We start from the raw sequence: 13,518 nt of genomic DNA, 5'->3' as shown, positions 1-13,518 counted from the left end.
CTCATATCGACAAGTTCGATGAGCGGGGTTGCTTCGTTCACCGAGTCCGGTTTCGTTCATCGCAGCAGTCGCGATGAGCGATCGGGCTGTGTTCACTGCGCTTGTCGAAATGAACACAATCCAGCGAAGCATACGAGCTGGAGAAATCCGCAGACGAAGAGACAAAGATATTTTCGAGGCAAGTGAATTGCACTTGAAAATGTACAACTCTCGCGTATAGTATTGGTCTTTGGTGCTTTGCGCCTGTTTTCGTGATCCCACGAAAGCCTGCAAAGCACTCGCATGATCAACAGATTTATTTAAGCGATACAGGGGATATGGCCAAAAAAGACGGCGTCATCGAGATCGAGGGCCAGGTTGTCGAGGCTCTGCCCAACGCGATGTTCCGCGTTGAGCTGACCAACGGACACAAGGTTCTCGCCCACATCTCGGGCAAGATGCGTCAGCACTACATTCGCATCCTTCCTGAGGACCGCGTCATCGTAGAGCTGACCCCATACGATCTGACCCGTGGCCGGATCGTCTACCGCTACAAGTAAAGCCTGCTGAAAAGTAACGGCTCACGGCATCCCGTGGGTACGAGGACAGCGAGTTAGGAACCGCAATGAAGGTCAACCCCAGCGTTAAGCCAATCTGCGATCACTGCAAGGTGATCCGCCGTCACGGCCGAGTAATGGTGATCTGCAAGAGCAACCCACGTCACAAGCAGCGCCAGGGCTAACACCCGGCGCCACGCCCAGTGGCACGTCACTTCAACGGAGTGACGGGAAGTGCTCAGCACACAACTGAATCAATCAAGCGCATCGAAGAACCCGCTTCCTTGGAAGTGGGGGACACCTCGGGGTGGAGGCCCGAACCCCCGATCCGCTCCACACCTCCACAACACCAAGGAGAGCCAAGATGGCACGTCTCGCCGGAGTTGACATCCCACGCGATAAGCGCGTGGTGATTGCACTCACATACATCTACGGAGTTGGCCGCACCAGCGCCGTAAAGACCCTCGCCGATACCGGCATCGACGGCAGCATCCGCGTGAAGGATCTGACCGACGACCAGCTCGTTCTGCTGCGCGATTACATCGACGCAAACTTCAAGGTTGAGGGTGACCTTCGCCGTGAGGTTGCAGCCGACATTCGCCGCAAGGTTGAGATCGGAAGCTACCAGGGTCTGCGCCACCGCAAGGGTCTTCCCGTGCACGGTCAGCGCACCAAGACGAACGCTCGTACCCGTAAGGGACCGAAGCGTACCGTCGCCGGTAAGAAGAAGTAACCCGGTCAGCGCGACCAAGATAGCTTTCAGGAGAATACTCAATGGCTGCATCAAAGGCCGCGGCGCGCAAGCCGCGTCGCAAGGATAAGAAGAACGTCGTCGTGGGCCAGGCTCACATCAAGTCGACCTTCAACAACACAATCGTTTCGATCACTGACACCACCGGTGCTGTGATCAGCTGGGCTTCTTCGGGTGGAGTTGGCTTCAAGGGTTCACGTAAGTCGACCCCGTTCGCCGCTCAGCTCGCTGCCGAGAGTGCTGCCCGCAAGGCGCAGGACCACGGCATGAAGAAGGTAGACATCTTCGTGAAGGGCCCCGGCTCGGGACGCGAAACCGCGATCCGTTCGCTGCAGGCTGCTGGCCTCGAGGTTGGCTCGATCACCGACGTCACCCCACAGACTCACAACGGCTGCCGCCCACCAAAGCGCCGCCGCGTCTGAGCTTATTGTCGCGAAGGCCGAGGCCTTCGGCGACTGGTGACCTTGGTCGCCGGAGCCGGCAAGGGGCCTTGGCCCTTCGCGACACTCAGTTCGTTTTCGTTCGTTACCTTCCAACAAACCGCATGAGTCATATAGCGGACTCCAGCGAAAGGAACCACCACAGTGCTCATTGCACAGCGCCCCACTCTGACTGAAGAATCAATCTCTGAGTACCGTTCGCGTTTCGTTATCGAGCCGCTGGAGCCTGGCTTCGGCTACACGCTTGGTAACTCGCTGCGCCGTACCCTGCTCTCGTCGATCCCCGGAGCAGCTGTCACCAGCGTTCGCTTCGAGGGTGTCGCTCACGAGTTCACCACGATCGCAGGTGTGTCGGAAGACGTCACCGAGATCATCCTGAACATCAAGGATCTGGTTGTCTCCAGCGAGCACGACGAGCCAATTACGGCTTACCTGCGCAAGACTGGCGCTGGCGAGGTCACCGCTGCTGACATCTCAGCACCGGCTGGCGTCGAGGTGCACAACCCCGAACTCGTTATCGCAACGCTCGGCGACTCGGCTCAGTTTGAGCTCGAGCTCACCATCGAGCGTGGCCGTGGCTACGTTTCGGCAGCTCAGAACCGCAATGAAGATGCAGAGGTCGGCCGTATTCCGGTTGACTCGATCTACTCGCCAGTGCTCAAGGTGACCTACCGCGTCGAGGCAACTCGTGCCGGTGAGCGCACCGACTTCGACCGCCTTGTGGTCGATGTTGAGACCAAGCCTGCGATCAGCCCACGCGACGCAATCGCTTCGGCTGGTTCAACTCTGGTTGAGCTGTTCGGTCTCGCTCGCGAGCTGAACACCGCTGCTGAGGGTGTCGAGATTGGCCCGGCTCCGGTCGAGGTTGTTGTCGACGGCGAGCTTTCGATTCCTATCGAGGATCTCGACCTTTCGGTTCGCAGCTACAACTGCCTGAAGCGCGAGGGCATCAACACGGTCAGCGAGCTCGTTGCGCTCAGCGAGGCCCAGCTGATGAACATCCGTAACTTCGGCCAGAAGTCGGTGTTCGAGGTGCGCGACAAGCTCACCGAGATGGGTCTTTCGCTGAAGGATGCTGTGCCCGGTTTTGACGGTGCGCAGTTCTACAGCTACGAAGACGACGCTAACTAATTTCTTTCGGCCTTCGCGGCCAGCTTTTATTCAACGGAGTACACAATGCCCAAGCCCAACAAGGGCCCCCGCCTCGGAGGCGGCCCCGCACACGAGCGCCTGCTGCTGAACCAGATGGCTTCGCAGCTCTTCGAGCACAAGCGCATCCAGACCACCGAAACTAAGGCGAAGCGCCTGCAGCCAGTGGCTGAGCGCCTCATCACCTTCGCAAAGCGCGGTGACCTGCACGCTCGTCGTCGCGTTATGCGTCAGATCCTGGACAAGTCGGTTGTGCACGAGCTCTTCACCGAGATCGCGCCACTGATGGAGAACCGTGAGGGTGGCTACACCCGCATCATCAAGACCGGTTACCGCAAGGGCGACAACGCTCCACTCGCAGTGATCGAGCTCGTTCTCGAGCCTGTGAACCCAAAGCCAAAGCGTGCGAAGAAGAGCGAAGCTCCAGCAGCAGCCAAGGTTGAGGAAGAGGTCGTAGAGGCTCCAGAGGCTGCTGTAGAAGCAGCTGAGGAAGCTCCAGCGGCTGAGGTTGCAGAAGAGAAGTAATTCCCTTCAGTCACAGTCCTTCTTCAAACACCCCGTCTCGAAAGAGGCGGGGTGTTTGCGTTTGTGCGGCGGGGAAATACTGGTACGGGAGAACTATTTTGGGGTAGAGCGCCGATGTGCCATCACCCTGGCAGTCCTGAACGCTGTGCCGGGCGCTGGAGCCGGCAGGCTATACAGCCGTCAGACTCCCGGGGGCGTTGGATCGCCCTTGCCCGCTAGCTGTTCGACTTCGAGGGCTTTGCGGGCTTGGCTGGGCTTGCCTGCTTCGGCTGCTCTTTGCGGCTCTGCAACTCGGTAAGCGCTGTCTGCACAGCTTCGGCGTAGGCAATGCCGCCAATTGGGTTCGGGTGAATGTCGTCACCGGCGAGGCCGTCGGGTACCTGTGGAATCGCGGTCGCCCAATCTGCGAGCACAACGCCACGATGAGCTGCGGCAAAGTCAGCAAGCTGTTGATTGACCTCTGGCACCCACCAGCGATCTGCGTATGCGTTCACGAGTACTATGCGGCGACCGTCTGCAATACGAAGCAGCTCATTGAGGTCTGTGTCGTCGACGGGGCCGTTGGTACCGAGGCCGACAACAAGCACCTGGCGAAGCTCGCCGCGAGCCGAGAGCTCACTTGTGATTTCGACACCGGCGCTCATGCCGCGTGAAACAGCAGCATCGATCCAGATCTCTGGGAAAGCTTCAGCCAATTCAGGCGCACTGGCAAGCATGACTGAATCACCGACCGCAAATATCTCCCAGCCCTCGATTGGGGCAAGGTTCGGGTTGAATAGTGGCTTGTTCGCCCAGTCCTGACCGAGGCCTTTTGGCATAAGAGAGTCAGTTTCACCCGTGGCTGCTGTCTCGTCGTCTTTCGGTTTGGTGATGATGCCGGTGTTTTGTGATTCAAGGGTGGCTTCACCTCGCGAGACAACCTCTGCAGCTCCCTCTTGGCTTGGCGCTATGGTGATCGCGTAACCGGTAGTCGGCACAGTGAGAATGATCACCAGGATTGTCGCCCAGCCAACTGCAAGCTCGCGACCGCGCATCTGAATCGGCTTCAATAGGCGCTTGATCGACCGGCCAAGGCCGATACGTCGAACTGGCTGTTCAATGAAGCGGAACGAGAGAGCGGCAAAGGCCAGCGTGAGTGCCAGGGTCACGCTCGGGACGAGCCACCAGGTGTCTGCGCCGCTTTGCTCTGCGAACGCTGCGACGATCAATAGCAGCGGCCAGTGCCAGAGGTAGATACCGTATGATCGCTCGCCGATCCAGCGCAGCGGAGCAATATCGAGTACACGGCCCAACCACGCCCCGGGTCGTGTCGCTGCCCATACCAGCACGAGTGCCGCAGCGGTTGCCATTTGAAAGCCGCCTAAGAAGCTTTCCTGGCTGCCCTCGCGAAGCGTGAATGCCAGCCAGCCGACGAGTCCGAACGAGAGTGCGCCAGCGAGGAGCAATCCGATCTGCTGCGGTGTGGTGAGCTGGTGTCGTGACGGCAGCACATTTGAAACTGAGCCGAACTCAGTGGCCGGTGCGCTAAAGGACGGCGTTTTGATTGCACAGGCGAGCGCAACGCCAAGCAGTAGGCCAAAGATGTGAGTGTCGGTGCCGAAATACACCCGGGTTGCTGGAATGCCCTGCAGGGCGAGAGTGCCCATGAGCAGTGCAGAGGCGAGTCCGAGCAGCGTGAAGAACATGACTCTGGTGGCGCGTGAGCGCATCCGCATCGCAAAAATCAGTACCAGTGGTAGCACCACATAAAACTGTTCTTCGATGGCGAGCGACCAGGTGTTTCTGAAGAGCTCTGCGTTGTCTTGCGCGAAGTAGTCGGTGCCGAGCGCAATGTAGACCCAGTTTGCGACGAACAGTGACGCACCGGCCAATTGGGCCATGATATTCACGAGCAGTTCTTTGCCCGCGAAGACTGCGGCGCTTGTGCATACCAGCAGGACCAATGCGAGCGCGGGCAGTAGGCGGCGGGCTCGTCTGCGCCAGAAGCTTGCCAGTGCGAGTTTGCCGGTTGACTCGTGTTCAGAGATCAGCAGTGTGGTGATCAAAAACCCGCTGATCACAAAAAAGATATCGACCCCCAAGAACCCGCCTGGCAGCACCTCTGGAAAGAGATGATAGACAAGCACCAGGCCAACTGCGATTGCTCGGAGCCCATCAAGTCCGCCAAGGCGGTTACGCGAGGCGGGAAGTGCGGAGGTAAGGGCTGCTGAAGTCATATCTATAAGTGCGCGTGGTTAGGCCGCTGTTGCGGGGCGCCAAGCGGCGGCGTTCACGTGCCGAAAAGATACAGCCTAACCTGTATAGTCTAAGCCCATGCGATTGCGCCTCGATATTGGGTATGACGGGACCGGCTTTCACGGCTGGGCGACCCAGCCCGGTCTGCGCACCGTGCAGCAGGAGCTCGAGTCCGCGCTGCACGTGCTCCTGCGCGATGAAGCGGCACCGCGGCTTACCGTTGGTGGGCGCACCGATGCTGGAGTGCATGCCAGGGGGCAGGTCGCGCACCTCGATATTGCGCCTGAGCAATTTGAAAAGGTCACTCCTCGCCGAGTGAACGGTGTGCTGGCCCGACAGGACGCCACTGACGCTGTGGTGCACGCGATTCGAGAGGTGCCTGACGCCTTTGATGCACGCTTTGGTGCGCTGCGTAGGCGGTACGAGTACCGTCTCCGGGATCTCGCTTCGCGTCGGGATCCGCTGAGCGCACGTTTCACCGCTGAGCTTCCGGTCGAGTTGAATCTTGACGCGATGCAGCAGGCAAGTGATGAACTGCTCGGACTGCAAGACTTCACGACTTTCTGCAAAGCGCGCGAGGGCGCGACTGCGGTTCGTGAGCTTTTATGTTTTGACTGGCGACGGTCCGAAGACGGCGCATTGGTCGCTCGTATCGAGGCCGATGCGTTTTGTCACTCTATGGTGCGTGCACTTGTTGGGTCGGTGGTAGCGGTCGGTTCGAAGCGGATCGAACACGCAGAGTTGCTGCGCCTGCGCGATCGGCGCGAACGCAGCAGCAGGTTCACGGTGATGCCCGCTCACGGACTATCGCTTGAGGAAATTGCTTACCCGCCAGATCACGAGCTTGAGGAGCGGGCTGAGCAAACGAGAGCTCGGCGAACTGAACTTCCCAGCGAAATCAACGCGGGGGAATGAGTGCAGTCGCGTGATTTGGGCGCGATTCCTGTGCTAGAGTTGACCCTTGGTGCGTAAGCATCCGAATGTGAGCCCCCCAGGGCCGATGAACTTGTGTTGAGAATTCAGGGCAAGACGCGGCAGGGGAGGGATCCACGAACCACTCCATTTCGAACGAAAGCAGCACACTGTGACTCGCACATATTCGCCGAAGGCCGCCGAGCAGAAGCACGACTGGCTCGTCATCGACGCCACCGACGTGGTACTCGGCCGTCTGGCAACCCACGCTGCCGCACTCCTGCGCGGCAAGCACAAGACCACCTTCGCTCCACACATGGACATGGGTGATCACGTGATCATCATCAACGCTGAGAAGGTTGTTCTGACCGCCAACAAGGCGCAGCAGAAGAAGTACTACGACCACTCGGGTTACCCAGGTGGCCTCCGTACCACCAGCTACACCGAGATGATCGGCAGCAAGCCAGAGCGCGTTGTTGAGCGTGCTATCCGCGGCATGCTTCCAAAGAACTCGCTTGGCCGTGACCAGTTCCGCAAGTTGAAGGTTTACGCAGGCGCAGAGCACCCACACGCTGCTCAGCAGCCAACCGCGTACACCATCGGCCAGGTCGCCCAGTAAGCGCGCTACGGTAGAAAAGGACTTTCAAAGTGACTGAACAGAACGTGGCCGTCGAGAGCTACACCACCGAGACCCCGGCGTCGCAGGCGCCAGCGTCGACTCCTCGCCCAGCACTCACCGTTCCAGGTGCAGCTGTTGGCCGTCGCAAGCAGGCTATTGCCCGCGTGCGCCTCGTACCAGGCACCGGCGCGATGACCGTTAACGGTCGTGAGCTCGCTGAGTACTTCCCAAACAAGCTGCACCAGCAGCTGATCACCGATCCATTCACCGTTCTTGAGCTGACCGGTGCATACGACATCACCGCTCGTATCAAGGGTGGTGGCCCTTCGGGTCAGGCCGGTGCGCTTCGCCTCGCGATCGCTCGTGCACTCAACGAGATCGACGCTGAGCACAACCGTCCAACTCTGAAGAAGGCTGGCTTCCTGAGCCGCGACGCTCGTGTTATCGAGCGTAAGAAGGCCGGTCTGAAGAAGGCCCGCAAGGCGCCTCAGTACTCGAAGCGTTAAGCAGCGCGGGTACTCGCATGGGTCGCCTATTTGGCACCGACGGGGTCCGGGGTCTGGCTGGGGTGGATGTCACCGCCGAGCTGGCCCTGGGCCTCGCTCAGTCTGCAGCCTTTGTTTTGGGGCGGGAGGCTCGCTCAGAGAGCCGCCGCGCTACCGCTGTTGTGGCACGAGATCCTCGTGTCTCGGGTGAGTTTATTGCGGCCGCAGTAGCCGCAGGTCTTGCTTCTGCTGGTGTAGACGTGCTCGAAGCAGGGGTTATTCCGACCCCCGCTGCGGCATATCTGGTCGCAGATACCGGCGCCGACTTTGGCGTAATGGTGTCAGCATCGCACAATCCAGCAGCCGACAACGGTATTAAGTTCTTCGCAAAGGGCGGCCTCAAGCTGCCTGACGACACCGAAGACCAGATCGAAGCTGCAATGGCCAAGCCACTCGCCGGTAATACCGGGCGAGAGGTTGGCCGTATTCGGCGTTTTGCTGACGCTGAAGACCGCTATCTTGTGCACCTGCTTGGCACGCTTGAGGGCGTTCGCCTCGACGGGCTGCATGTCGTGCTCGACTGCGCTCACGGCGCTGCGGCCGGTATCTCGCCAGATGTTTTCCGAGACGCTGGTGCGAAACTGACCGTGATCGGTAACGATCCCGATGGCTTCAACATTAACGATGGCGTCGGATCAACCTATCTGGATCCGCTTCGAGCTGCAGTGCTTGAAAACGGCGCCGACCTTGGTATTGCTCATGACGGTGATGCTGATCGTTGTCTCGCGGTAGACGCTGCCGGCAATGTGGTCGACGGTGACATGATTATGGCGATCCTCGCCCTATCTATGTCAGCGCGGGGCAAGCTTGCTGAAAACACTCTTGTTGCAACTGTAATGAGCAACCTTGGTTTGAAGCTTGCGATGGCGAACAACGGTATCGACGTGGTCGAGACAGGCGTTGGCGATCGTTACGTGCTTGAGCGACTGAACGCCGACGGCTTCTCGCTCGGTGGCGAGCAGTCGGGTCACGTCATTATGAGTGAGTATGCGACCACTGGTGATGGTATTTTGACCGGACTGCATATTGCGGCTGAGATGAAGCGCACCGGTAAGACACTTGCCGAGCTCGCTTCGTGCATGACTGTGTACCCGCAGGTGCTCGTCAATGTGCGCGGTGTAGATCGCACGAAGGTTGCCGGTGACGAGGTGCTGCAGCAGGCAGTTGTGCAGGCTGAGCTTGCGCTTGCCGGTAACGGTCGCGTGCTTTTGCGGCCTTCCGGTACAGAGCCTGTTGTGCGTGTCATGGTTGAGGCTGCCGGTGTTGAGCAAGCTCAGCAGCTCGCTGACGATCTGGCGGCTGTAGTGAAAGAGCGCCTCGCGATTTAGCGATCCACTTACTGACGTGTCTTCGCAACGCTTCAGAGTAGTGCCCTCGGGCAATGCTTCAGATTGTGTTGCGAAGGCACGTTTTGTGCACAATCTCCGTGTAATTGTGACAATTTCGGTCATCTTTGCGTAATCTTGGTAGCTGAACATTCCATAGGAATGCAACTCATCGAGAGGAACCTCTAATGACCACCCCTGAAACCCCGCAGAACCCAGCTCCGCAGGAAACCCCGGCGGCACCGGCGGCACCGGCGTATCAGGCTGCGCCAGCTTACCCGGCAACTCCGGGTGTGCCGGCTCCTGCTGAGCCAGGCAAGGGCCTGAGCATCGCAGCCCTTATTCTTGCAATCTTCTTGCCGCTGGTCGGTCTGATTCTTGGCATCGTTGCTATGGTGCAGTCGAAGAAGGCTGGCCGTAAAAACGGCCTGGCCCTTGCGGCCATCATTATCGGTGCGGTACTTACCGTGTTCTGGATTGTCTTCTTCGTGCTCTTCATGATCGGCCTTGCAGCTGTCGGTGGCGACGTTGTGACCGACCTGAACCAGATGGCCGAGGCTTGCCTGGCCGGCGCTGAAAGCGTCGAGTACATGGGCCAGACCTTCCTCTGCGAAGACCTGCTCGCAAACTAGTACTAGTTTTCGGCCTCAAGCGGCCAGTGACCTCTACCTAGAGTGTCGCTGGCCGCTTTTTGCTTGCTGCAATGATTGGCGACGCCCTCGGCTAAACAGTTGGTGGAGCCGCGTTGGTGACACGCGCAGGGTGACCGGGTAGCTATGCCTTCGAATTTTACGATTGTCTTGTCAAAGCGCCCAAAATGCACAATATGTCTAGATCAAGCTATCTGAGTGTGAACAAACGGTTTGATAACGCCATGATTGGAAGATACTAAGGCATTTCATTCAAGGAGGAACGATGCGCGACGCTGACGCCGCCCAGCTGCCAGATGAGCACCCAGTTCAACTCATCGACGAGCACGGCTCAGGGAAAACCCACGAACGCTACCAGGCGCCAAGCAACGAGTCATTGCTCGCCAGCTATGCAGCGCTGGTAAACGGTCGTCGCATCAACGAGCAGTGCAACGCGCTCGTTCGTCAGGGCCGCCTTGCGGTATACCCCTCCTCTCACGGCCAAGAGGCATGTCAGGTTGCGGTAGCTCAGGTACTCGGTGAAAACGACTGGCTGTTCCCGACCTATCGAGATTCGGTCGCAGTAATGTCTCGCGGAGTCTCGCCAGAAGACACCATGGTGCTGCTTCGTGGCGACTGGCACTCGGGTTACGACTCGCGTGCACACCGGGTAGCCCCGCAAGCAACTCCGCTTGCCACTCAGATGCTGCACGCGGTTGGCTTCGCACACGCCGCGAAACTGCGCGGTGAAGACACTGTAGTGATCGCAATGTGCGGTGATGGTGCCACAAGCGAGGGTGATTTTCATGAGGCGATGAACTTCGCCGCAGTATTTGGCCTCGCCGTGGTCTTCTTCGTTCAGAACAACGAATTCGCGATCTCGGTGCCACTCTCGCGTCAGACAGCCGCGACCTCGCTCGCGCACAAGGCTATTGGGTATGGCATGAGCGGCCAGCGCGTAGACGGCAATGACACCGCTGCTGTGCTGGCAGTGCTGAACGATGCAGTTGATCGTGCCCGCGAGGGTGGCGGACCAACGCTGATCGAAGCGCATACCTACCGTATGCAGGCGCACACCAACGCCGATGATGACACCCGCTACCGCGAGCGCGAAGAGGTGCAGCGCTGGGTTGAACGTGATCCGTTGACCCGCCTTGGCAGTTACCTACGCGAGGCCGGTGTGCTCACGAGTGAGCATGAAGAGAAGTTTGCTGCTGAGGCAGAGAGCATCGCTGCCGAACTGCGCGAGGCGATGAACCGAGATGTCGTTGTCGAACCAGAAGAGCTTTTTGCCCACGTCTACGCAACCCGCCCAGCGACACTGAGCGCTCAGTGGGACCTGCTGCAAGACGAAATCGCACGTACGGAGGCAAGCGCATGAGCGTCAACGCAACTGAAGTTCAGACCATGACCATGGCGGCGGCGCTCAACCGTGCGCTTGCCGATGCAATCGAAGCCGACCCTGCGGTGTTGATTTTTGGTGAAGACGTTGGCGCCCTTGGCGGTGTCTTCCGAGTCACCGATGGGCTCACTGAAAAGTACGGTGAGGAACGCTGCTTTGACACGCCTCTGGCCGAGTCAGGCATTATCGGTAGCGCAGTCGGCATGGCGATGAACGGGATGCGCCCAGTTGCAGAGATGCAGTTCGACGCGTTCGCCTACCCAGCTTTCGAGCAAATCGTGAGCCACGTCGCAAAGATGGGCAATCGCACGAAGGGTGTGTTGCGACTGCCTATGGTGATCCGCATTCCTTTCGGAGGTGGTATCGGCGGCGTTGAGCACCACTGCGATTCTTCAGAGGCCTACTACGCGCACACCCCTGGTCTCACAGTGGTCTCGCCAGCTACGCCGCAGGAGGCGTACTCGTTGCTGCGCGCGGCGATTGCTTCGCCAGATCCCGTTGTCTTTATGGAGCCCAAGAAGCTCTACTGGATGAAGGGCCCGGTCGACACCAGCATCACCGCAGACCTCGGCAAAGCAGCAATTGCCCGTCAGGGTACTGACCTCACCTTGATCGCATACGGCCCTTCGGTGCAGGTCGCACTCGAGGCAGCAGCGGTTGCCGCTGAAGACGGACGCAGTGTGCAGGTCGTTGATGTTCGCACCATCACCCCGTTCGACGACGAGACCGTGATGAATGCTGTGCGTTCGACCGGTCGCGCAATTGTGATTTCAGAAGCACCTGGCTTCGTAAGCGTGGCCTCAGAAATTCAGGCGCGAGTTGCCGAGCAATGCTTCGAATACCTCGAAGCTCCGGTTCGTAAGGTCACCGGTTTTGATGTGCCGTTTGCGCCACCAAAGCTTGAGCACTGGTATCTGCCAGACGTCGACCGCGTGATCGACACGATCGACACCCTGCACTGGGAGGACTAACACATGGCTGCACAGACATTTCTACTGCCAGACCTCGGCGAGGGGTTGACCGAGGCTGTCATTGTTCGCTGGCTGGTTTCCGTTGGCGATACTGTTGCAATTGACCAGGCAATCGCCGAGGTTGAAACTGCAAAGAGTATTGTCGAGCTGCCCTCCCCGTTTGGCGGAACCGTACTGGCGCTGCACGGTGCAGAGGGCGAAGCGGTATTAACCGGGTCTCCAGTGCTTGAAGTCGGCGAGGCCGGCGATCAACCTGCTGCAAACGCTGGATCTGCCGCACCCGCTACCGATACGGCAGACGACCACGAAAACACCGAGCTTGACGCTTACCGTGCTGAAGAGCGCGCAGGATCCGGCTCGGGCAATGTGCTGATCGGTTACGGCACCGGCAGTGTTGCTGCGAAGGGGCGTCGCCGTCGAAAGACAGTCACTGCTCAGACGGCAAACGCCGCAGAAAAGGCTGCGGCAGTTCCGGCGGCTCAGCCGGCATCGGCGCCCAGCGCGGCAGTGGCTGTGGCAGCCGAGGCTGCCGTTCCGGGAGCAGCGTTCGGTCCCGTCGCAGTGCGATCGCCTATTGTGCGTCGCCTTGCCCGCGAGCTCGGGGTTGATCCTCGGAGCATTGCCGCAACCGGCAGTGATGGTGCAGTGACCCGCGCCGATGTGCTGCGTGCCGCCGAAGCTCTCGGGGCATCTGTGGCAACTACGCAGGCAGGCTCCACTCAGCCAGCGGGCGATGAAGTTGCAGGTCTGCACGGACTTCGCCTCGCCTCGGCAGAAAAGCTTTCACCGCTGCGCAAGGTGGTCTCAGCGAAGCTCAGCCGCAGCCGATCGGAAATTCCAGAGGCAACAGTTTGGGTTGATGTCGATTTCACCGAGCTCTGGCAGTTGCGTCCGCAGATGGCTGCAGCAGGGGAGCGCCCACCATCGGTAACGACGCTGATCGCGCGCTTCGTGTTGATGGCACTCGAGGAGTACCCGCTGCTTGCATCGCGCCTGAGCGAAGACGGCACCGAGTTGATGACCTTTGACGGCGTCAACCTTGGTATCGCTGTTGATTCCGAGCGCGGACTCTCCGTGCCTGTGCTGCCACGAGCCACCGATCTGTCGATCATTGAGCTAGATAGCGCGCTGAAGGAACTGAGTGCGGAAGCCCGCACCGGTCGTCTCGCGCCGGCAAAGCTCAGCGGATCAACCTTCACCTTTAACAACTACGGTGGATTCGGTGTGGACGGCTCCGCCGCCATCATCAATCATCCAGAGGTCGCAATTCTTGGTATGGGCCGAGTGATTGAGCGACCTTGGGTAGTGAACGGTGAAATTGTAGTTCGTCGTATTGCGCAGCTTTCGCTTGCTTTTGATCATCGTGTTTGCGATGGCGGGTATGCGGCAGGCTTTATCGGAAGCTTGGTTGAGAAGATCGAGCACCCGCTGCGTTCCTTCCCGAGGCTCTAAGCTTTGTCGGCGGGCTGTTCGCCCGCC

The 13,518-nt window shown here is 59.3% G+C and carries 15 protein-coding genes; 14 read left to right on the top strand and 1 reads right to left on the bottom strand.

What is annotated here, in order from left to right:
- Positions 1 to 317 precede the first annotated feature (317 nt).
- The 6 genes from infA to rplQ all read left to right on the top strand — a co-directional run bounded on the left by infA (position 318) and on the right by rplQ (position 3,401).
- The gene (infA, locus tag QBL02_RS01700; RefSeq protein ID WP_017885304.1) at positions 318 to 539 is read left to right on the top strand and encodes a translation initiation factor IF-1; all 222 of its coding nucleotides are present in this window, start codon (positions 318 to 320) and stop codon (positions 537 to 539) included.
- Positions 540 to 604: 65 nt separating this feature from the next.
- Positions 605 to 721 (top strand): 50S ribosomal protein L36, encoded by a 117-nt coding sequence (gene rpmJ / locus QBL02_RS01695; protein ID WP_005050492.1) that lies wholly within the window; start codon positions 605 to 607, stop codon positions 719 to 721.
- A 179-nt stretch (positions 722 to 900) separates the two neighbouring features.
- The gene (gene rpsM, locus QBL02_RS01690) at positions 901 to 1,269 is read left to right on the top strand and encodes a 30S ribosomal protein S13 (RefSeq protein WP_282724620.1); all 369 of its coding nucleotides are present in this window, start codon (positions 901 to 903) and stop codon (positions 1,267 to 1,269) included.
- Positions 1,270 to 1,310: 41 nt separating this feature from the next.
- Positions 1,311 to 1,709, top strand: coding sequence for a 30S ribosomal protein S11 (rpsK, locus tag QBL02_RS01685; RefSeq protein ID WP_282724619.1), 399 nt, complete (start codon positions 1,311 to 1,313; stop codon positions 1,707 to 1,709).
- A 162-nt stretch (positions 1,710 to 1,871) separates the two neighbouring features.
- Positions 1,872 to 2,858 carry a DNA-directed RNA polymerase subunit alpha gene (locus QBL02_RS01680; protein WP_282724618.1) on the top strand — a complete coding sequence of 329 codons (987 nt, stop codon included), beginning with the start codon at positions 1,872 to 1,874 and terminating at the stop codon, positions 2,856 to 2,858.
- Positions 2,859 to 2,903: 45 nt separating this feature from the next.
- Positions 2,904 to 3,401 carry a 50S ribosomal protein L17 gene (rplQ, locus tag QBL02_RS01675; protein ID WP_282724617.1) on the top strand — a complete coding sequence of 166 codons (498 nt, stop codon included), beginning with the start codon at positions 2,904 to 2,906 and terminating at the stop codon, positions 3,399 to 3,401.
- A 215-nt stretch (positions 3,402 to 3,616) separates the two neighbouring features.
- On the opposite strand, the gene QBL02_RS01670 is transcribed toward rplQ, so the two are convergent.
- Positions 3,617 to 5,617 (bottom strand): acyltransferase family protein, encoded by a 2,001-nt coding sequence (locus QBL02_RS01670; RefSeq protein WP_282724616.1) that lies wholly within the window; start codon positions 5,615 to 5,617, stop codon positions 3,617 to 3,619.
- A gap of 97 nt (positions 5,618 to 5,714) precedes the next feature.
- Here QBL02_RS01670 and truA point away from each other — a divergent pair, with 97 nt between their 5' ends.
- From truA to QBL02_RS01630, 8 genes are all read left to right on the top strand, one after another.
- Positions 5,715 to 6,551 carry a tRNA pseudouridine(38-40) synthase TruA gene (gene truA / locus QBL02_RS01665; RefSeq protein WP_282724615.1) on the top strand — a complete coding sequence of 279 codons (837 nt, stop codon included), beginning with the start codon at positions 5,715 to 5,717 and terminating at the stop codon, positions 6,549 to 6,551.
- 169 nt (positions 6,552 to 6,720) lie between these two features.
- The gene (rplM, locus tag QBL02_RS01660) at positions 6,721 to 7,167 is read left to right on the top strand and encodes a 50S ribosomal protein L13 (RefSeq protein WP_282724614.1); all 447 of its coding nucleotides are present in this window, start codon (positions 6,721 to 6,723) and stop codon (positions 7,165 to 7,167) included.
- A 29-nt stretch (positions 7,168 to 7,196) separates the two neighbouring features.
- Entirely contained in the window at positions 7,197 to 7,673 is a 477-nt protein-coding gene (rpsI, locus tag QBL02_RS01655) for a 30S ribosomal protein S9 (protein ID WP_282724613.1), read from the top strand.
- A 17-nt stretch (positions 7,674 to 7,690) separates the two neighbouring features.
- The gene (gene glmM, locus QBL02_RS01650) at positions 7,691 to 9,040 is read left to right on the top strand and encodes a phosphoglucosamine mutase (protein WP_282724612.1); all 1,350 of its coding nucleotides are present in this window, start codon (positions 7,691 to 7,693) and stop codon (positions 9,038 to 9,040) included.
- A 185-nt stretch (positions 9,041 to 9,225) separates the two neighbouring features.
- The gene (locus QBL02_RS01645) at positions 9,226 to 9,669 is read left to right on the top strand and encodes a DUF4190 domain-containing protein (RefSeq protein ID WP_282724611.1); all 444 of its coding nucleotides are present in this window, start codon (positions 9,226 to 9,228) and stop codon (positions 9,667 to 9,669) included.
- A 283-nt stretch (positions 9,670 to 9,952) separates the two neighbouring features.
- On the top strand, positions 9,953 to 11,047 hold the full coding sequence (gene pdhA / locus QBL02_RS01640; RefSeq protein WP_282724610.1) for a pyruvate dehydrogenase (acetyl-transferring) E1 component subunit alpha: 1,095 nt from the start codon (positions 9,953 to 9,955) through the stop codon (positions 11,045 to 11,047).
- Positions 11,044 to 12,039, top strand: a complete 996-nt coding sequence (locus tag QBL02_RS01635; RefSeq protein WP_282724609.1) for an alpha-ketoacid dehydrogenase subunit beta — start codon at positions 11,044 to 11,046, stop codon at positions 12,037 to 12,039. The genes pdhA and QBL02_RS01635 overlap by 4 nt, the downstream gene beginning before the upstream one ends.
- A gap of 3 nt (positions 12,040 to 12,042) precedes the next feature.
- Complete coding sequence (locus QBL02_RS01630; protein ID WP_282724608.1) at positions 12,043 to 13,491, top strand: dihydrolipoamide acetyltransferase family protein; 1,449 nt, start codon at positions 12,043 to 12,045, stop codon at positions 13,489 to 13,491.
- Positions 13,492 to 13,518: the final 27 nt, after the last annotated feature.

Origin of the sequence: Leucobacter sp. UT-8R-CII-1-4 (assembly GCF_030010235.1) — a bacterium.
Classification (GTDB): Bacteria; Actinomycetota; Actinomycetes; order Actinomycetales; family Microbacteriaceae; genus Leucobacter.
This window is presented reverse-complemented; position numbering and strand designations above follow the sequence as displayed.